Below are 19,696 nucleotides of genomic sequence, written 5' to 3' on the forward strand. Positions count from 1 at the left end.
AAATGAAGTAGGAAGTTGAGGGTAGCAGGAAATGGATATTGTCTTACGTCTGATAAGTGAAATCTGGGAAATACTATTGGATTCCTCCCTGTTTATGCTGGGAGGGATCGGTGTTGCAGGGATGTTGAAGATCATGCTCGATCCGGACACCATTTTAAACCATCTGGGGAAGGGGAGGTACATGTCGGTGGTCAAGGCTGCTTTTTTCGGCGTACCTCTGCCGTTGTGATCTTGTGGTGTGCTGCCGGCGGCAGCATCACTCAGGAAGCAGGGAGCGAACAAGGGCGCGACTTCGGCGTTTCTTGTCTCAACACCGGAATCAGGAGTTGATTCCATAGCCATAACCTACGCACTGCTCGATCCGATGATGACGGTGATACGGCCTGTTGCGGCTTTTGTGACGGCAATGACGGCAGGGCTCGCAGAGAATCTGCTGTTCTGGGAGAAAAAAGAGGTTCAGCCGGTTGTCGACAGAAGCTGTAAAATTGACAATTGCTGCGACGGGATTGATTGCCCCGATGAACTCCACCGCAGACATCACAGTCTGTGGGAAAAGATACGGGCCGGGATGCGATATGGCTACCGGGAAGTGTGGGGTGATATCGCCGTCTGGTTTTTTGCCGGAGTAGGGTTGGCAGGCCTTATCACCACGTTTATACCGCAGGAGCTGCTGGAGACCTTTCTCGGCGGCGGCTTCGGTTCCATGGTTATCATGCTGGCAGCCGGAATTCCGCTCTATATCTGTGCCACGGCTTCCACCCCGATTGCCGCGGCGCTGATTTTAAAAGGGGTAAGTCCCGGTGCCGCCCTGGTTTTTCTGCTGGTCGGACCGGCAACGAACCTGACCTCTCTTTCCGTTCTTGTCAAGATTCTCGGCAAAAGAAGCACCGCCCTGTATCTGACGGTTATCGCTCTTTGCGCGGTTTTTTTCGGGTTGGTGGTCGACTATTTATATGTGCTGGCGGGAATATCCCCCCAGGCGATACTGGGGGAAGCCTCTGATCTCTTTCCGCCGGTGATGAAATACGCGGCTGTCGTGATCCTGCTGCTGCTGTCCATCCGCCCGGTCACCTCTTTTTGCAAAAAGCTGTTTGGCAAAAAGCAGGCACAGACCGTTTTTGTCAGTGATTTTCCACAGATGCCTTCTGCTGGATCATCCAAGTGTGAGCTAAAGAGCGAAGAAGAAAAGAAAAAATGCGATTGCAGCTGACAGGTGACAATCAAAACATCAACGCAAAGAGCCCTCTGGTCCCTGGTTTACGACCAGGGGCCACTTTCGGGGTTTGCCAAAAACGGGATAACCGCCTTGAGAAACTCCTCCGGACGTTCGCTATGCAACCAATGGCCGGCGCCATCGATTCCCGTCACCCTTGAACGCTTGAAGAAGCGGTGGCGATCGGCGTCGTGTTTGGCCTGATAGTAGTCGGAGTCGTTGCCCTTGACAAAGAGCGTTGCAACCGGAGTCGGACCAAAAGATTGCATCCTTTCAAGTCCAGTGAAAAGATGGGGCAGATCGTCGAGCAGCACCTTGAGGTTGCATTTCAGGCGGTAGGGGCCGCCCGAAGGCGGACTGACGATATTTTTTGCCAGAAACATGGCCAGTCGGCGGTCACCAAGCTTTTGCTGCAGCTGTGTTATAATCTGCCCCCTGCCGACAGTGGTTGCAAGGGGGATTGATTGCAGCGACTTGATAATATTGAGATGGAAGATATAGCCACCAGCCGGGTAGGCGGATGGAGCGATGTCGACAATCACCAGGCTCTTGAGCAGTCCGGGATGTGCAAGAGCAAAATGCATTGCCGCCTTTCCCCCCATTGAATGGCCTGCAAGGTGGACTCCGGCAAGGTCATGATCGTTGAAATATTCCAGCATGTCCGAGCACATATCAGGGTAGGTGTGGCTGTCTGCATGGGGCGAATCACCGTGATTTCGCATATCGGGAAGGTGGACGCAATATCCACTCTCACCGAGTTTTCTGGCTATGGGGAGCCAGTTGTCGGACATGCCGTAGAGACCGTGGATAATGACGACAGGAGCACCTTCGCCGACTATTTGTGAGGCCAGTTTCATTGTATGTTCCGGCAGCGGATGGAGACATCTGTTTTGTTGCGAATGTGGTGCTCAGGCTAATGATTATTTGGTTGGTTTTCAAGAGCGTTACGTTTTTTTTAACGAATATGCAGATTTTCCTTGGGAAAAAATAAAAAAAGATTATAACCCACCACCTTAAAAAAAAGATACCAAACGATGAGTTTCAGTTAACAAAAATAGTAATGAAAGGCGTTGGTTATGATTTATTATCTGGCTATGCTGGGGGTGGCGGCTTTTGCCGTTACCGGTGTTATCGCCGGCGGCAGAAAAGATATGGATATTTTGTCAGTGGTGCTGCTGGGGGTGGTGACCGCAGTTGGCGGCGGCACGTTGAGGGACATTATCCTCGATACTAACCCGATTTTCTGGGTCGGTGACATGTCTTATCTGTGGGTCGCGGTCGCTGCTGCAGTTATCTCTTTTTTTACCAATCGCCATATTGTCAGTCTCTACACCCTGTTTCTCTATTTCGATGCTTTCGGCCTGGCCCTCTTTTCCGTTCTTGCCACGGAGACTACGCTGAAATTGGGATTTGACAGTGTTACGGCTGTATTGATGGGGGTGACAACCGGGGTGACGGGAGGGATGATCAGGGACGTCTTGTCGGCCAGGGTTCCGGTGATCCTGGGAAAAGAGTTTTACGCAACTCCGGCCATGTTCGGCGCAGTGGTGTTTATCCTGCTGATAAAATATTTTCCGGATCACGAGTATAACCGGATTTACGGTATGGGGATCATATTCATCCTTCGCATCCTGGCGATCCGTTGCGGTCTGTATTATCCCCACTGGCTGACCTATAAAGGCAGTTGAGCAGCACCTGCCTGCTAGATACATGAAAAAAACGGGAAGTCCCTTGTGGAAGCGGTACCACAAGGGACTTCCCGTTTTTTTTGTCCGCCACTTCGCAAGGAATGTGAAAAGAGCAGCCCTCAACACGTTACAGGGAATATTTGTCGCTGTATCCCCTGGGGGTTACCATAAGGTCGTTCCAGCTGTAGGTCTGGCTGTTGCCGATTATGATCGTTGACTGCATCCCGATCTGCTGTTCAAGCATTTCACCGAGGGTGGTTACGACTATTGTTTCATTTTCTCTGGTTGCCGCGGTTACGATGCCTACTACGGTTTCTGGCGAGCGGTGGGCAAGAAATATTTCCTGTGCGCGAACGATCTGGGTGGTTCTTTTTTTCGATTTGGGGTTGTAGATCGCCGTTACGAAATCGGCGCTGGCTGCAGCGTCGAGACGTTTTTCTATCACCTCCCACGGGGTGAGAAGATCGGAGAGGCTTACCGCTGCAAAGTCATGCATCAGCGGTGCACCCAGACGGGCTGCGCAGCTGTTGATCGCAGCAAGTCCAGGAATGATTTCAATGGAACAGTCAGCGTCCATCTGCTTGGCCATTTCGTATACCAGGCCGGCCATGGCGTAGATGCCGGGATCTCCGCCGGAAACAAGGGCCACATTTTTCCCACCAATCGTTTTTTCAAGAGCGGACCTGCAGCGGTCCACCTCTTTCATCATCTCCGAAGAGACGACTTCCTTGTTCTCCAGGAACTCGGGGATAAGATCGAGATATGTCCTGTAGCCGATGATGATGTCTGCTTTTTTTAGAACCTCGGTGGCGTGAACGGTCATGTGCTTTACCGAACCGGGTCCGGTTCCTACCACGTAGAGGGTACCTGCGCCACTGCCATTGTTATGTTTTTCCATTTTCTTTTCCTAGAAAGTAGGAGATGGCTTTTGGCACTCAGCAGACAGGCCGGCTCGGCGACTCCGATGGCCCCGACCGCCTTGAGCGCGGCAAAAGATATCTCAAGGTTTTTAAGTGAATTTATTTCGTCGCTGGTAAAAAAATCAATTGTCCACCCGTTGTCGGTGGCAAATTTCAGCAACCCTTCTTCGTCGTTTTTTTTGTCGATCGACGCCAGGTTGCGTATGGAACCCGGCGCAAGTCCCAGCTCGGAAAAGAGCTCGTCCAGGGCCTGTTTGAATTCACTGGCAGGAGTGTTGCGGTTACACCCTGTGCCCACCACGAGGTCACGCGGCCTGAAAAAAGGCAGGTCGCTATCGCCGTACACCCTGTTGGAAATAGCAAAATCAGCTTCTGAAAGGGTGAGAACCCGTTCAAGTCCTTCGGGTGTGGAGCCGAACTCTTTGTCGCTGTAGAATTTCAGGCTGCCGCTGTTTACAAGTTTTGCCGAAAGCGTGGTCAGGATCCGGGGGGCAGGCGGCACCAGGTTGCAGTCCCTTGCCCAGAGGTCGAGCGCTGCCAACTCAAGGGTGTCCGATGCCGTTGTGATGACCGGGTTGGCGCCTAGAATTGCGGCAACCCGCCGGGTCAGGTCGTTTGCTCCTCCGAGATGGCCGGAAAGAAGACTGATAACATTTTTGCCCTTTTCATCAATTACCACCACCCCGGGATCAGTTTTCTTGTGTTCAAGCAGCGGCGCTATGGACCGCACCACTATACCGGCTGCCATAATGCATATGAATCCGTCGAACCGGTGCCAGTTGTCCCGGAGCAGGTCGGCCGTTTTCACCTGTTCCCGCTTTTCAAGCAGGGTGGCGCGATCAAGGGCGGCCGCAAGCTTTCTCCCAAGCGCGAGTCCTCCCCTGGTAATCGCCACAACAGCGATGTTCATGATTGTCCGGAGCCTTGTCGGTACCCGTGGGTGAACTCGCTGTCGTACAGTTTCGAGAGTGCCGGCGGAGCACTTTGCGCCAGCACGTCGCCTACGGAAATCATGGCGGTTTTGGTGATGCCCGCCTCCTTTATCAGGGACGCTATGTTAGCAAGGGTTCCGCGAATTTGTCTTTCATCGGGCCAGCTCGCTTTTTCCACAACCGCCGCGGGAGTATCTTCAGGGTATCCTCCAGCCACCAGATCCTGGACCACGTCATCTATCATGCCGACGCTGAGAAAGATCATCATCGTGGCTCGGTGTGAGGCAAGAGATGCCAGGCTTTCTTTTTCCGGAACCGGAGTTCTCCCGCCTCTTCTGGTAAAGATGACCGTCTGGGAAACTTCCGGCAGGGTCAGCTCGGTCTCAAGTGCAGCAGCCGAAGCGGTAGCCGAGCTCACCCCGGGAACGACCTTGAATGGGATTCCATGTTCCCTGAAAAGGGCAATCTGTTCGTTGATTGCACCGTAAATTGAGGGGTCACCGGTGTGAAGTCGTACTACATTCAAGCCTTTTTCCCAGGAACTTTTGATAATCGAGAAGACCTCGTCAAGGTTCAGCCCGGCGGAATTGTGCACCGTGGCCTGAAGAGAAGAGACCAGAGCTTTTGGCACCAAGCTTCCGGTGTAAATTACCACATCGGCTTCGTCCAGAAGCCGCTTGCCCTTGACCGTTATCAGCTCCGGATCACCCGGACCGGCGCCGACAAAATAGACGAGATTTTTCTTGCTGCTCATTTGCGTAGTATCACTTGGGGCGTGCATTACCTGGTTCCTGTTATAATGGTTATTGGATTAAATTGCTGCGTGTTACCTTCGCTGTCTGTCCTGGATACAGCAACCGTTGCCGTGCTGACCCTGAAATTGTTGGCTCGCATCAGGCGCGGCGCACTTTCCACGGTCTTGGCGATGACGCCGTTGACCACGATTCTTCCCGTCTGCGGCAGAATATCTTTTGCAATTTCGATGAGTTGCTGGAGGCTTCCGCCGCTTCCGCCGACAAAAATCCGGTCGGGGGACGGCAGTGAAGTGAGCGCGTCCGGAGCCCTGCCCGAAACCGGGACCACGTTAAAGCAGCGGAACTTCCTGATATTGCTCTTGATGTTTTCTATTTCTGTCCGGTTGTGCTCGACGGCGTATACGGTAAGATCCGGGTTTGCCCGTGCCGCTTCAATGGAGACGGAGCCACTGCCGGCGCCGATATCCCACATCACGCCTCTTGTGGGCAGTTGCAGGGTGTGAAGAGTTGCGGCCCGTACTTCGTTTTTGGTTATAAGGCCTCGGCTGTGGGCAATCGTCTCTTCACCGAGCCCCAGGCTGCAGACAGGAACATCGGTTTGCGGCTGTTGCGGCAGCAGCAGGCAGAATATGTTGAGTGGGGAGAAAGTGGTGTCAACACATTGCTGAAGCGATCCGGTAAATATATTTTCGGTTGCAAGTCCGATATCCGCAACAACCATGGCGGTTATCCTTGCGCCGTAGTCGGTGTCTTCGATTGTCTGAAAATATTCGAGAAGCCTGGCGGCGATTTTGTCGGGACTGTTGGCCCGGTCGGTAAAGATTATGGTTTTTGGGTGGCGCAGTAAAACGGTGGGCAGGTGGCCCGGACTCCTGCCGTGGAGACTGACGAATCTTGCGTCGTCCCAGGGTATTTTAAACCTTGAACAGGCCAGCTGGACAGAAGAGAGGGCCGGATAAAATTCCACCTGCTGTGGAGGAAAGCGGTCGAGCAGTTTTTTGCCGATTCCGTAAAAGAGCGGATCGCCGCTGCACAGGACAGCAACGGTTTCGTGCTCAAGTAATTTTGCCATGGCACCAAGGGAATCCGCCAGCGGGGTTATCGGTAGAAATTTTTCCGCGGCCACTCCGGCTTCTTCAGCAAGTGTGCCGAATCTCTGCGTTCCGAAGACGGTACCGCACCCGCAGATAAGCTCTTTCTGCCTTCGTGAGAGCACGTTCTCGCCAATGCCGATAACAAGGATTTTAAACATGGATTATTATATTTGCGCTTGAGTCGATAAGATACACGTTTACCTGAGTCCCGGACACCTCTTCACAGTACTCCCTGGCCTTGAGACAGACCGTTCTGATCAGTTCGTCCTCACCGCTGTCTTCAAGATGAGTAAGCATCTCCCTTGCGGTGTTGGCCCGTTGCAGTTTTGCCAGCAATTCTCCGGAGGCACCGAGGGACTCGAGCAGGTCGGCTCCGTCGCTTACCTCCAGGGCACCGTTGCGTACATGGGTCTGGGGAATTTTCAGGGCCGCTTTCATGATCTTGGCCCACATGCCGCAGAGGTGAATGGTGGCAAACTCTTTTTCGGCGGCTTTTTTCAGGCTGAACTCGAGGTAGTCGCCCATCATGGCATAGGCTTCTTCCCGGAGATCGAGCAGACGCTGACCCCCTTTTTCGGAGGTTCTTCCCGTCGACAGAACTATCTCGGTAAGGCCGGCCTCCCTGGCAACGTCCATGGATGCAACAATAGTTGCTTTCCAGGCGTCTGCTGACACCGGCCGGACAATGCCGGTGGTGCCGAGAATGGAGAGTCCGCCGACGATGCCGAGCCGGTTGTTCAGGGTCTTTTCCGCAAGAATTTCACCGTTTGGTATAGAGATGACAACCTCCACCGGTCTGTCGGTTACCTCACGCACCGCCTGGCAGATCATCTGTCTCGGGACCGGGTTGATCGCCGGTTCTCCGACCTTGGCCGCAAGTCCGGGTTTGGTGACGTAGCCAACGCCTTGTCCACGGCTGATCTGAACGTTTTTTAGCACCACGGCGTCACGGTCTGCCCGGGGCGTCTTTACAAATCGAACGGTGGCGCAGATCTCCGCACCGTTGGTGACGTCGGGGTCGTCCCCCGCGTCTTTTACGATGGAGGCAAAGCCCAGGACCTGTTGATTGCTGCGGTCGATTGCGCACCGACACAGGGGAAAGGTTTTTCTGCTGTTGTCCGGAAACGTTATCGTGACAGATTCCTGACACTCGCCGGTTACAAGCGCTTTTACCGCAGCTTTAGCTGCTGCGGCGCTGCATGACCCGGTGGTGAAACCGCTTCGAAGTTTTTTTCCCATGGTCACTTTGCTGCAAGTTTCATCATGGCGTTGATAATCGCTGCAGCAATGGGACTGCCGCCTTTGCGGCCCAGGCTGGTGATGTAGCAATTGTTTTGTTCAACGAGCAGTGCTTTTGATTCCGCCGCATTGACAAATCCGACCGGAACACCGACCAACAGCGGCGGCTCACTCATCTCCTTTACCTTTTTTATGGAGGCAACCAGTGCGGTGGGGGCGTTGCCCATCGCTACAATTCCAATCGACTCGTCGAGATACATCGATATGGCCATTTCCGATCTGGTGGTTCCTTCTTCTTTTGCCTTCCTGGCAACCTCCTGATCGGCGACCTTGCAGATAACCTCGCCGCCGAACCTTGCCAGCATGGTCTTATTGATGCCTGCGGCAACCATATTGACGTCGGTCAGAATGTTTTTGCCGGCTTTGAGCGCCTTAATACCCGCTTCAATGGCACCCGGCGCAAACCGCATGTTTTCGGCAAAGGAAAAATCGCCGGTGGCATGGATCACCCGCTGGACGATTTTGAAGGTGGCCGGGTCAAATTCTGTCGGCCCGAGTTCTTTTTCTATGATGTTGAAACTTTCCTGTTCTATATCGCCAGGGGCAACTTCCTGCAGTTTTACAGACATGATCATTTCTCTAGACAATAATTAATAAAAGCACTCGCCACATCGGGGGAGTATCCAAAATGCAGGTGCATGTATCCACCCAGAACCCTGCGGTACTGATACCCTTCCTGGGTATCATTGTTTACCCGGTAAATCGACGCCACATCGGGTGTCATCTCCTCGATGGTCGAGTAGTGGAATTCGTGTCCGCGCAGCACCGTTTTCTCAGGACCGAAGATGGACGGTTTTATGGTGGTAATCTCCCGGTATCCAAGACTCGCCCTCCTAGTCTGCATCCTGGCTCTTACCGGGTAAGCGCCGACCAGCGGATGAAACCTGCCTTCTTTATCCATGATCCCTTTGGTAAGGTACATGAACCCCCCGCACTCGGCATAGACCGGTCGGTCATTCTCGATCCAGTTTCTGAGCGAGGCAAGCATCCCGGTATTGCCACTCAGCTGTTCGGCGTAGAGCTCAGGATAGCCGCCGCCAAGGTACAGCCCGTCAATATTTTCCGGAAGAGACGAGTCTGTCAGCGGACTGAAGAACACCAGCTCGGCTCCAGCGTTGCGGAGAATGTCGAAGTTATCCTCGTAGTAGAAGCAGAACGCCTTGTCTCTGGCTACTCCGATCCGGCATCTGGGCGAGGGCGGCGTCGCATTTTCGGGGTCAAGCCTGCGACCATGCGCCGGCCTGGAGAGCTCGAGTATCCTATCCAGGTCTATATGCTGTTCGACGCTTTCCGCAAGAAGTTCTATCCCATCCTGGGAAATCGGCGCTTCATCCCCCGTATGTAGGCCAAGATGCCTGGAAGGGATTGAAAATTCCAGGGTCCTGGGAAGATACCCGATAATTTCAGCTTTGCAATGTTTATGTATTGCATCGCTGACCAGTTCAAGATGCCTGGGGCTGGCAATCCGGTTGAGAATAACGCCTGCCACAGCCGCCTGCGGATGAAAGGTCTCAAATCCCTTTACTATGGCAGCGGCGCTTTCCGCCATCGACCGCACGTCAAGAACCAGAATGTTGGGCAGCTGTAAAAAAGCGGAGAGTGACCCACTTGAGGAACGGTTGCCGTCAAACATGCCCATGACGCCTTCAACTATGGCGATATCCCCAGAGCTTGCATTCTGGTAGAAACTGTATTCGGTGAAATTTTCGCCGGCCATCCAGAGGTCGAGATTTCTTGAGACGTTGCCGGTAATCAATGTATGGAGGCCGGGGTCGATGAAGTCAGGACCGCACTTGAACGGTTGAACGTCAAAGCCCCGGGCCTTGAAGGCGGCCATTAATCCAAGAGACACCGTGGTTTTTCCGGAGCCGCTTGAAGTGCCTGAAATTACGAAAGCTGGAGTGTTGTGGATTGTCATCAGAGTAGCCCCGGTTCCCTGGCGGTGGTGTTGAAAAAGAGGTTATGGAGTTTTTCTATGCCGGTAATGATCCGCAGCGTCGGACGCGAAACCAGCTGCTCCTCTATCAGGTATACTTTTTTTTCTCTTACGGCTTTTATAGCGTCGAACCCGGGTTCTGAAGTGATGGTATCAACCGAAACCGGGTTCATTCTTCCTACCTGGGCGAGGAAAAAATCCACTTCCTCGCCATTGCTCAGCAGCTGCTCCTTGCCGAAGTAAGCGATATTGGTTTTTCGCACCTGCACCGCATCTGAGGCGACGTTTCTGCCACCCGCCTGTTCCAGCACGTAAGCGCCGATGCTCTCGGGAGCGAAAGTCTTTGACTTGGTGTGGATCGACTCGAAATAGACCAGGGGACGGTCGGTGTCGTCAATTGCCAAAACGCTGTCTTTTATATGTTGCAGCCGGTTCTGAAAATCTGTGATCATATCGTTTGCCGCCTGTACTTTTCCGGTCAACACCCCAAGCGTTCTCCAGTAGTCGAACATTTCCGAGACGCTGTTGGGCTGAAGGGAGATGACCGTTATCCCGCTGCGCCGTAATTTTTCCAGGAACTGGGGGTAAGATCTCTCTATCATCGGTCTGACAAGTACCAGGTCAGGTGTATAGGCGATGAACTTCTCAGGGTCCTCGCGATAGGAAAATCTTGTGCGGTCGAGTATCTCTTCAGGATAGTCGTCGGAGGTGGAGATTCCTACCAGCAGCTCGGCCGCCCCGAAACTGCAGATGTTCTCGGTATGGGCGGAGTAAAGGGAGATGATCCTGGTAAAAGGCTTTTTTACCTCGATCCGGTTGCCGTGGGCGTCCAGGATCACGGTCACCGGTTCGGCGGCCGGTGTTTTCACAGCGGCAGCGAGAAAAAAAACAAGAAGAACAAGACCAACAATGATTCCAGGCAACTTGCCGCTGCCTGATTGAAACGGTTGTAACACGCCTCTACCCCTTATACCTGTAACTGATCTGGTGTGAATTACTGTATTCGTCCCAGCTGATGCGGGAGTCCACCCCGAACACCGACCCGATCAGCGACTCCGTCAGGGTCGATGCCGTGGGTCCGCAAGCCGCTATTTTGCCGTCATTGATGAAACAGATCTCGTCGCAGTAGGCGGCGGCAAGGTTCAGGTTGTGGATAACAGCAATAACAGTTCTTTCTTCTTTGTCAACCAGTTGCCTGGCGAGGTTGAAAATCTGCAGGGTATATTTGATATCCAGGTTGGAGGTCGCTTCGTCAAAGAGCAGCACCTCGCTGTTCTGCGCCAGGGCTCTGGCCACCACCACCCGCTGTTTCTGTCCGCCGGAAAGACTGTTGATCGGCCTCTTCCTCAGGTGGTCGATACCGATCAATTCCAGGGACTGATCAACCTTTTGCCAGTCTTCCTGCCCGGGGCTGGCAAATCTGTCGATATGCGGATGTCGCCCCATAAGAACCATATCCTCGACGCTGAAGCCGAACCCGGTGTCATACTCCTGCGGCACCAGCGCCAGGCTTTTCGCCAACCGTTTCTTGGGATACGAGTCGAGCCGTTCTCCCTTGAACTCTATGGTGCCCTGCTGCGGCGTGCGGGAGCCGGTGAGCAGATCGAGAAAAGTGGTTTTACCGCACCCGTTGGGCCCGACGATGCCGTAAAATTTTCCCCTTGACAGCTGCAGCCTTATCCCTTTTATCACAGGCGCGCTGTCGTAAGAAAAAAATATGTCTTTTACATTGAACAGCAGACCGTTATTCATAAAACTTTCCTTTCTGTTTCTGCCTGAAAATCACACAAAAAAACGGTCCGCCAATAAGGGCGGTGAGCACGCCGATAGGTACTTCAACCGGTAAAACAGCGCGGGTTATGGTGTCGGCGGTTAACAGCAGAACCGCTCCTGCAAGAGCTGAGGCTGGGATAAGCTTGCGGTTATCAGGCCCTACGATGTACCGCATCAGGTGGGGGACGATAAGGCCTATAAACCCGATTATTCCGGTGACTGCTACACAGACGGCGGCAACAAACGAGGCACTGAGCAGCAGCATCCGCCTCACCCTGGCGGTGTCGACTCCAAGTGAGTCGGAGGAACGCCGTCCAAGACTCATGATGTTGAGGTCCCTGGCGAAAAAGAGGGTGACCCCAAGTCCTGCAAAAACCGTCAGTAGAACGAGAACGACCCCTCCCCAGGTGGCCGAGGCGAAACTGCCCATGAGCCAGAAAATAATAACCGCCACCTGTTCATCGGCAATATACTTCATAAAACTGATTCCGGCGGAAAGAATAGCTCCGACTATTACCCCGGACAGGATAAGTGTCTGGGCTGAAATCTGGCCGTTGAACGTTGAAAGCCTCATGACCAGCAACAGGGTCGCCACCGCCCCGGTAAAAGCGAAAAGCGGGGTGGAAAAAAAACCGAGCATGGAAATGTTGGCAAGAAGCGCAAGCGATGCCCCGAACGCCGCCCCGGACGAAATGCCAAGGGTATAAGGATCCGCCAGGGGATTGAGCAGAATCCCCTGATAGATAACGCCACTAAGCGCAAGTCCGGCCCCGACAAGGGCTGCCGTGAGTATGCGCGGCAGCCGGACATCCATAACCACGTAGGGGATTGAGGGATCGAGATTGGCGACAAGAGAGTTGCTGGAAAAAAGCCTTGCTCCTATTACCCGTAAGATATCGGACTGGCCTATGGCGATATATCCCATCCCGGCTGAAACAATGATGGCTGCCAGGGTCAGGATTACCAGCATGACGGTTATAAGTAGGAATCTGGTGTCTTTTCCGTGGAATTGTACTTTTGGTGTCATTTTACCAGGTGACAAAATAGATTAGCCCTACGGCGATAACGCATATGGCTCTGACGATCTGGCTTAACGACACCAGTTCAACGGCCAGTCTCGGTGAATAGATTCCGGTATAGTAGGGCAGCTGATGCCTTATGGCGCGGATTGGCGTTGATAAAATATTACCCACCAGCAACGCCATGACCACCTCTTTGTAGGTGAGGCTGTTGTCGGCAAGAAGTGCGCTGGCGGCGGCTAGGCCGGCTGAAAATTCAGTCGTCACGTGAAGAACGACGATTCCCAGCGCCTGGGGCGACAGCCAGCTGAGAAACCAGACGTTGCCGGCGAGAAACTGCTCGATCCTGGCAAAAACCCCGAACCAGTTCATGAAAAAAAAGAGCAGATAGACCGGCAGCATGAACTTTAACAGTTTAATTAAACGTTTTTTCAGCCTTTTGACCGATTTTTGAAAAGCACTTTTTAAGGTCGCCTTTTCTCCGGTGGCCTCGGGCAGATCGATTTTCAGTTCGGTTTTTGGCAGCAGGAATCTGCCCGCTGTTACCACAAGAAAGGTTTGCAGCAAGGCCCCTGAAAAGGTGATTCCCACGTACATCAGGGCCCCGAATTTGATAAGCGGGGCGGTAAGGAAAAAGACTGTGGGCAGATGGAGAAAGAATCTCGGTAGCGAGTTGAAAAGGTTGGCAAGTATGAGTTCTTTTTTGGTTATCTGGCCGCTGTCAAACGATTCGGCAAGCATGCTGTTGGCGGAGATGCCGGAAAAAAAGGCCACCGAAAAACTGGCACCGGTAATCGAAGAGAGATTGCCCATGCGGATCAATGGTCTGGCGAGTAGTGCAAGTCGATGGGTCCAGTTAAGGCTTTCAATGAAGTTCGCCACAAACAGCCCGACGATTATCAGGGCGGTAATGCGGAGCAGAGGAAAAAGAAGCTGTGGGCCCAGTGCCGATATGAAGTCCTGTTCCATTGATCGAGTTCTGAGGTTTGTGGCATATACCGGAAATTGCTGCGGCAATATCCGAGAATTTACTGGAAAAATGATTTTAGGGGCGATACTACACTTCTCAATCGAGAAAGAAAACAGTTAATGTAAAAACTTGTGAAGCGGTTGTTGTATTTTGTATACATAAATTGGCCGATGATAATCCGGCTGGGGAAAAAGGGTTGACTTTTCGTGCTGCACCCTGTTATACAGCACTTTTCAGGTGCCTGTTTGTACGGCTTGAGTGAAACCGGACTCTGATCGATCGAAGATCAGCGTCTTTTTTCAGAACTCAAAGGGAACCTTGTGAAATTCAAGGACGGGCCCGCCGCTGTAACCGGGGACATTGTTCATGGTAAGCCACTGGGTGATTACATCCGGGAAGGGATGGGCAATGGATGATCCGGGAGTCAGAAGACCTGCCTGGGAAATTACAGTTAGTGGAACTCCCGTGGAAAGGAGGCTTCATGCGAGACGAGGAATACAGGGAATCCCCGGATCATAAAAAAATGATCCGGGGATTTTTTTTTGCGCTTCAGCTATAGCGCCCACTCTGCTGTGGCCCCGGTCGATTCGATACGGTTCATCGCAGCAGCTGCACGGCATGCACGGATGCAGGAATGCACCGTTTGTACGCGGCAAAGAGAAGGAAGGTGAATGATGGAAGGAACATTTTATGTTGTCGGTGTTGGACCGGGCGATCCTCAGCTGGTAACGCTGAAAGCCGCGGCGATTCTTGAAAGATGCAATACCTGGTTCGTACCTTCGGCTTTTGAGAACGGCGGTTCCATGGCCTTGAAAATTGCTTCAGGTGCGGTCAAGGAAAACGGCAAGACCATCTTGAGCCACCGGTTTCCGATGAAGCAGGTGCACCGTGGTGCCGATGTCGACCCGGAGGTCAAGAAGGCGTGGCGAAAAGCGGCGGAGACCATCATCGAATATCTTAAAAAAGGTGAAGATGTGGTGTTTCCCACCCTTGGCGATCCCGCTATCTATTCCACGGGATTCTACCTGTGCGAAACGCTGCAGGAATATGGATCTCCCTTCAGGGTGGAAATCGTACCGGGGGTTTCGGCCATCGGCGCGTCATCGGCCGTTGCCGGACAACCCTTATGCCTCGGGGACGAACGGCTGGTGGTGATCCCCGCAACCTTTGAGAATGACCGCATCAAGGAAATTCTAGAACTCACCGATGTTGTCGTCTTCATGAAAGTCTACAAGGTCATGGACCGGCTCGTCTCACTGCTTGAAGAGCTCGATCTTGTGGAAAATGCCGTTTTAATAGAAAAATGCAGTCTCGAAGACCAGCGGGTGTGGACCGATATCCGCAAGGCGCAGGGTAAAGACATACATTATTTTTCGACCATGGTGGTGAGAAAAAAATAGTCGTCCCCCTGGAAATCCTGCTGCACCCCGGCAAAACGGCCGACCAGAGGGACTGTTCATCAACTGCTGCCGATCTTCCTTGTTGGTCGCCGGCGACCAGTTACCGGATAATTGATTTCTCGGGGTAAAAACCGGCCTTGGCTGTCGTGTTTGGTAAAAGGATGGTCTTTTTGGCCATCAGGGTGCCGGGGTTGGTGACCGAGTTGCAGCCTGTCTGGGCATCATCTCCGAGGATTGCCCCGAATTTTCTTCTGCCGGTATCAAGTTTTTCATTGAGGTAGGGGATCTTAACATTGCCCTGCAAAAACCTGAGGTTGGCAAATTTGGTGCCGGCACCCAGGTTGGCGTTGTTTCCCAGTATCGAGTCTCCCAGATAGGCGAAATGGCCCGCCTTGGCGTCTTCGAGGAAAATGGAGTGCTTTACTTCGGTGGTATGGCCCACGACGCACCGGCTGCCCAGGAGGCAATAGCCGCGGATGTAGGCTCCCTGTCGTATCTCGGCATGGTCGCCGATGATCGTCGGAGACTTGATCATCGCCCCGGATTCTATCAGGACTCCTCTGCCGATTGAAATCTTTTCCCCGACCAGAACGGAACCGGCCATGACAACCGAGGCGCCCTCCAGTTCGACTCCGTTTCTGGTTACCTTCAACTCTCCCCGCGTCGCATCTCCGAAGGTGATCACGATTTCGTTGAGGCAGAACGATCTGCCTTTATGCAGGACAAGATGTTCCGTCAGGGGCACACCGCTGCGCAGCACGCATGGGGCGTCGAAATCGTCGTAGGTAGCGTAATGATAGTTGTCCATAAACCCTTTTAAATCGTTTAAGGGCTGCCATACGGGAGCATCCTTTTGGAAAAAGGACATATTGGGATCATCCGGAAGATTAAAAAAAGATTGGACGGAGAGCATCAGTCACCTCATTGTATGAATAGGATAGACCACTGGGGTAATATTGGCCAATATGAGGGAAATCGGAAAAGACTTCAAGAAAAAAGCCTGTGGGTAGAGGCGGTGAATGTCGGCTTGACTTAACTTCCTTGGATGTTTAGTATTTGCGTGGCTTTTAAGGTGATATCCGAATAGTCGGGTTATCGCATTGATTATAGGTGTTTAACTGTTTAAAACAGCGAAGGACAGACTCGGTCTCAGTACCGAGAATGACGATTAACTGAGCTGTTTGCAGGAGGAATGAGTGGATTTTAATGATTCATTGAATATAGGGATGGACGATTTTTCCAATAACGACGAAATGGAAATTCCGGAAGTGTTGCCGATGATGGCTGTGCGGGATGTGGTAGTATTTAATTACATGATCATCCCTCTTTTCGTCGGTCGTCCAAGTTCAGTTGACGCAGTGAATGAAGCTTTGAGTTCAAACAAGCTTTTGATGCTGGTCACCCAGAAAGACGCGACCAAGGATAACCCGAAAAAGGAAGACCTCTACTCTGTCGGTATGGTCTGCATGGTTATGCGTACTCTGAAACTGCCCGATGGAAGGCTGAAGGTGCTGGTCCAGGCGATGTCGAAAGCGCGGGTCAAGGAATTCGTTCAGACAGAGCCCTCCTATCAGGTTTCGGTGGAAGTGATAGAGGACGTGGAGGCCAAGGAGGTGAGCATTGAGGTCGAGGCCCTGATGCGCACCGTGCGGGAGCAGACGGAAAAAATCATGTCCCTGCGCGGCATTCTCTCCGCAGACCTGATGATGATCATCAACAACATCGACGACCCGGGCCGGCTGGCCGATCTCGTTGGGTCCAATCTCAGGCTGAAGGTTGCGGAGTCGCAGGCTATTCTTGAGGAGGTCGATCCCGTCAAAAGGCTCAACCTGGTTAGCGAGCTGCTCGCAAAAGAGCTGGAAGTATCGACGGTGCAGGCGAAAATACAGAGCGATGCCAAGGAGGAGATGAGTAAATCCCAGCGGGAATATTTCCTGCGTGAACAGCTCCACGCGCTGCAGAAAGAGCTTGGCGACACCGATGAAAGGACCCAGGAGATCGATGAGCTCGAGAAAAAAATAAAGAAAACCAAGATGCCAAAGGATGTCCGCAAGGAGGCCAACAAACAGTTGAGCCGGCTGGAGATGATGCATCCGGACTCTTCCGAGGCGACGATTATACGAACATATATCGACTGGATTCTCGATGTTCCGTGGCAAAAGAGCACCAAAGATATTCTTGAACTCGATCATGCCACCAAGGTGCTTGATGAAGATCACTACGGGCTTGAAAAAATCAAGGAGAGAATTCTTGAATATCTTGCAGTACGAAAACTGAACCCGTCGTCAAAGGGACCGATTCTCTGTTTTGTAGGACCTCCAGGTGTCGGTAAAACCTCGCTGGGGCAGTCGGTGGCAAGAGCGCTGGGCAGAAAGTTTCACCGCATGTCCCTTGGTGGAATGCGTGACGAAGCGGAGATACGAGGTCACAGGCGCACCTATATAGGGGCGATGCCGGGCAGGATTGTCCAGGGGCTGAAGACGGTGGGTTCCAACAACCCGGTATTCATGATGGACGAGATAGACAAGGTAGGGTCCGATTATCGGGGCGATCCTTCCTCAGCGCTGCTCGAGGTGCTTGATCCCGAGCAGAATTTCGAGTTTTCCGATCATTACATGAATCTGCCCATCGATCTGTCGAAGGTGATGTTCATAACCACCGCCAACATGAGCGACACCATACCCGGACCGTTGCTCGACCGTATGGAGGTTATTCGGCTGTCCGGATATACGCTTGAGGAGAAAATTGCCATAGCACGAAGATATCTCCTTCCGCGGCAGATCAAGGAAAACGGGCTTAAGGCATCGAAAATAAGGATTGGCGACGATACGTTGCAATATATCGTTACCCATTACACCTATGAGGCCGGGCTGCGTAACCTTGAGCGCGAGATAGGCAAGGTGTGCCGGAAAATCGCGAGGAAAATAGCCGAGGGAGGGCGCGGTCCCTACACGGTGTCGGCCACCAACCTCCACCGCTATCTGGGGCCTGCCAAGACCATTCCCGAATCGGAGATGGAAATACTCGATCAGCCGGGGCTGGTGACAGGGCTTGCCTGGACCGAGGTGGGAGGGGAGATCCTGCAGATTGAAGTGAACATCATGCCCGGTAAAGGCAAGCTTACCCTGACCGGTCAACTCGGCAATGTGATGAAGGAGTCGGCCCAGGCGGCACTAACCTATTGCCGGAGTAGGACCCAGACCCTGGGCGTTGCGGACGATTATTTTGAAAATGTTGATTTTCATATCCATGTTCCAGCAGGGGCTATCCCCAAGGACGGTCCTTCTGCAGGTATAACCATGGCGACGGCGCTTTATTCAGCGATCACCGGAAAGAAGGTGGTCGGCCGGCTGGCCATGACCGGCGAGGTTACCCTGCGGGGGCGGGTATTGCCGATCGGCGGGTTGAAGGAAAAAGCACTTGCGGCCCTTCGCGCAGATATCAACAAGGTCATCATCCCCGAACAGAACAGGAAGGATCTTGAAGAAATTCCACCCAATATCCGCAATAAAATGAAATTCTATCCGGTTAAGGATATGGATGAAGTTGTCAAGATTGCTTTTAAACAGACAACGGAAAAAACAAAATGACGGCAGCCACAGCAGTATGGTGACTGATATATCACCTGATCATAGTAAAAAAAATCCAAACAGAACCAGGAGGGTCGCTTTTTATGCGATCCTCCTGGTTCTGTTTGGAGCAGCCTGTCCCAGCGGATGGTTTCTGCTCTACAGTTACCGCAACGGTCCCGAGATAAAAGAGCAGACGGTGACGGTCTCTATTCCTAAGGGGACCACTGTCGCCGGCATCAGGGAAATTCTCGCGGACAACAAAATTATCCACGACGATATCCGTTTTCTGGTTCTGGCCAAATTTTCCGGGGTTGCAACCAGGCTCCAGGCCGGGGAGTTTAGTCTGCCCAGCGGGAAAAAACCGGGCGAGATTCTTCGTATTCTCGCTTCCGCCCGCTCCATACAGTATCCGGTAACCATTCCCGAGGGGCTGCGGGCCGATGAAATTGCCCGGATTTTTTCCCAGGGCGGCTGGTGCAGGTATCAGCGGTTCATGGAGCTTGTCGATGACCAGACGCTCATTGCCAACCTCGGTTTTACAGGGGTAGAAAGTCTTGAGGGGTATCTCTTTCCCGACACCTACCTGTTGACCAAGGATTTTCAGGGCGCGGACAAACTTATCAGGATGATGGTCGCCAACTTTGAAAATGTGTGGTCAGGGATTTCAGCATCCCATCCTGAAATCCCTGAGAGACCGGCGGTGGTGACCCTTGCTTCTATCATTGAAAAAGAGACTGGAGAACCTTCTGAACGATCATTGATTTCAGGGGTTTTTCACAACAGACTGAACAAGGGGATGCGGCTGCAGTCCGATCCGACGGTTATTTACGGCACCGGTGATTTCTCCGGGAAAATTACCAAAACCCATCTGCGGACCCCGTCGCCCTACAACACCTATACCCTGCCCGGCCTGCCTAAAGGCCCCATATGCAACCCCGGGGAGGCGGCGCTTAAAGCTGCCGTCGAACCGACCGAGACCGATGCTCTTTATTTTGTTTCCAAAAATGACGGGACGCACTATTTTTCGACAACCCTTGATGAACATAATCGTGCCGTTGTAAAATATCAGAGGCAAAAGCAGAGCAAAAAAGGTAAATAGAAGCGGACTGTTATTAGAAGATGTCA

18 protein-coding genes and 1 riboswitch are annotated in these 19,696 nt (G+C 52.6%); of the genes, 5 read left to right on the forward strand and 13 right to left on the reverse strand.

The features are described from left to right. Nucleotides 1-31: 31 nt before the first annotated feature. A complete protein-coding gene (locus BLQ17_RS07280) occupies nucleotides 32-1,210 on the forward strand; it encodes an SO_0444 family Cu/Zn efflux transporter (protein ID WP_176761122.1) in 1,179 nt (392 codons plus the stop codon). Nucleotides 1,211-1,257: 47 nt separating this feature from the next. Here the strand turns inward: BLQ17_RS07280 and BLQ17_RS07285 are convergent, their stop codons facing one another. Beyond that, the gene (locus BLQ17_RS07285; RefSeq protein ID WP_092221355.1) at nucleotides 1,258-2,070 is read right to left on the reverse strand and encodes an alpha/beta fold hydrolase; all 813 of its coding nucleotides are present in this window, start codon (nucleotides 2,068-2,070) and stop codon (nucleotides 1,258-1,260) included. A 219-nt stretch (nucleotides 2,071-2,289) separates the two neighbouring features. On the opposite strand from BLQ17_RS07285, the gene BLQ17_RS07290 reads away from it, so the two are divergent. Then, nucleotides 2,290-2,901 (forward strand): trimeric intracellular cation channel family protein, encoded by a 612-nt coding sequence (locus BLQ17_RS07290; RefSeq protein ID WP_218121734.1) that lies wholly within the window; start codon nucleotides 2,290-2,292, stop codon nucleotides 2,899-2,901. Nucleotides 2,902-3,028: 127 nt separating this feature from the next. On the opposite strand, the gene cobJ is transcribed toward BLQ17_RS07290, so the two are convergent. The 11 genes from cobJ to BLQ17_RS07345 are packed head-to-tail and all read right to left on the reverse strand — an operon-like array spanning nucleotide 3,029 to nucleotide 13,598. After that, entirely contained in the window at nucleotides 3,029-3,799 is a 771-nt protein-coding gene (gene cobJ / locus BLQ17_RS07295; protein WP_092221357.1) for a precorrin-3B C(17)-methyltransferase, read from the reverse strand. Continuing rightward, entirely contained in the window at nucleotides 3,751-4,731 is a 981-nt protein-coding gene (locus BLQ17_RS07300) for a cobalt-precorrin 5A hydrolase (RefSeq protein ID WP_092221359.1), read from the reverse strand. The genes cobJ and BLQ17_RS07300 overlap by 49 nt, the downstream gene beginning before the upstream one ends. Then, nucleotides 4,728-5,507: a precorrin-4 C(11)-methyltransferase gene (cobM, locus tag BLQ17_RS07305; protein ID WP_092221361.1), complete on the reverse strand. Its 780-nt coding sequence runs from the start codon at nucleotides 5,505-5,507 to the stop codon at nucleotides 4,728-4,730. Before cobM ends, BLQ17_RS07300 begins: the two co-directional genes overlap by 4 nt. A gap of 26 nt (nucleotides 5,508-5,533) precedes the next feature. Next, nucleotides 5,534-6,760, reverse strand: coding sequence for a precorrin-6y C5,15-methyltransferase (decarboxylating) subunit CbiE (gene cbiE / locus BLQ17_RS07310; RefSeq protein WP_092221363.1), 1,227 nt, complete (start codon nucleotides 6,758-6,760; stop codon nucleotides 5,534-5,536). Beyond that, the gene (locus BLQ17_RS07315) at nucleotides 6,753-7,841 is read right to left on the reverse strand and encodes a cobalt-precorrin-5B (C(1))-methyltransferase (RefSeq protein ID WP_092221365.1); all 1,089 of its coding nucleotides are present in this window, start codon (nucleotides 7,839-7,841) and stop codon (nucleotides 6,753-6,755) included. Before BLQ17_RS07315 ends, cbiE begins: the two co-directional genes overlap by 8 nt. Nucleotides 7,842-7,843: 2 nt before the next feature. Then, nucleotides 7,844-8,470 carry a precorrin-8X methylmutase gene (locus BLQ17_RS07320; RefSeq protein WP_092221367.1) on the reverse strand — a complete coding sequence of 209 codons (627 nt, stop codon included), beginning with the start codon at nucleotides 8,468-8,470 and terminating at the stop codon, nucleotides 7,844-7,846. 2 nt (nucleotides 8,471-8,472) lie between these two features. After that, nucleotides 8,473-9,819, reverse strand: coding sequence for a cobyrinic acid a,c-diamide synthase CobB (locus BLQ17_RS07325; protein ID WP_092221369.1), 1,347 nt, complete (start codon nucleotides 9,817-9,819; stop codon nucleotides 8,473-8,475). Continuing rightward, on the reverse strand, nucleotides 9,819-10,793 hold the full coding sequence (locus BLQ17_RS07330) for an ABC transporter substrate-binding protein (RefSeq protein ID WP_176761123.1): 975 nt from the start codon (nucleotides 10,791-10,793) through the stop codon (nucleotides 9,819-9,821). Before BLQ17_RS07330 ends, BLQ17_RS07325 begins: the two co-directional genes overlap by 1 nt. A gap of 4 nt (nucleotides 10,794-10,797) precedes the next feature. Beyond that, entirely contained in the window at nucleotides 10,798-11,589 is a 792-nt protein-coding gene (locus tag BLQ17_RS07335; protein ID WP_092221373.1) for an ABC transporter ATP-binding protein, read from the reverse strand. Next, nucleotides 11,582-12,637: a FecCD family ABC transporter permease gene (locus BLQ17_RS07340; protein ID WP_092221375.1), complete on the reverse strand. Its 1,056-nt coding sequence runs from the start codon at nucleotides 12,635-12,637 to the stop codon at nucleotides 11,582-11,584. The genes BLQ17_RS07335 and BLQ17_RS07340 overlap by 8 nt, the downstream gene beginning before the upstream one ends. Nucleotide 12,638: 1 nt before the next feature. Continuing rightward, nucleotides 12,639-13,598, reverse strand: coding sequence for a hypothetical protein (locus BLQ17_RS07345; protein WP_092221378.1), 960 nt, complete (start codon nucleotides 13,596-13,598; stop codon nucleotides 12,639-12,641). A gap of 272 nt (nucleotides 13,599-13,870) precedes the next feature. Beyond that, a riboswitch (cobalamin riboswitch) is annotated at nucleotides 13,871-14,054 on the forward strand. 216 nt (nucleotides 14,055-14,270) lie between these two features. On the opposite strand from BLQ17_RS07345, the gene cobI reads away from it, so the two are divergent. Beyond that, a complete protein-coding gene (cobI, locus tag BLQ17_RS07350) occupies nucleotides 14,271-14,999 on the forward strand; it encodes a precorrin-2 C(20)-methyltransferase (protein WP_245695030.1) in 729 nt (242 codons plus the stop codon). Nucleotides 15,000-15,099: 100 nt separating this feature from the next. On the opposite strand, the gene BLQ17_RS07355 is transcribed toward cobI, so the two are convergent. Beyond that, nucleotides 15,100-15,867: an acyltransferase gene (locus tag BLQ17_RS07355; RefSeq protein ID WP_245695031.1), complete on the reverse strand. Its 768-nt coding sequence runs from the start codon at nucleotides 15,865-15,867 to the stop codon at nucleotides 15,100-15,102. 328 nt (nucleotides 15,868-16,195) lie between these two features. Here BLQ17_RS07355 and lon point away from each other — a divergent pair, with 328 nt between their 5' ends. Next, nucleotides 16,196-18,589: an endopeptidase La gene (gene lon, locus BLQ17_RS07360; protein ID WP_092221382.1), complete on the forward strand. Its 2,394-nt coding sequence runs from the start codon at nucleotides 16,196-16,198 to the stop codon at nucleotides 18,587-18,589. 16 nt (nucleotides 18,590-18,605) lie between these two features. Continuing rightward, complete coding sequence (gene mltG / locus BLQ17_RS07365) at nucleotides 18,606-19,670, forward strand: endolytic transglycosylase MltG (RefSeq protein WP_176761124.1); 1,065 nt, start codon at nucleotides 18,606-18,608, stop codon at nucleotides 19,668-19,670. Nucleotides 19,671-19,696: the final 26 nt, after the last annotated feature.

The sequence above is a fragment of the Desulforhopalus singaporensis genome (assembly GCF_900104445.1).
GTDB classification, from domain to species: Bacteria; Desulfobacterota; Desulfobulbia; order Desulfobulbales; family Desulfocapsaceae; genus Desulforhopalus_A; species Desulforhopalus_A singaporensis.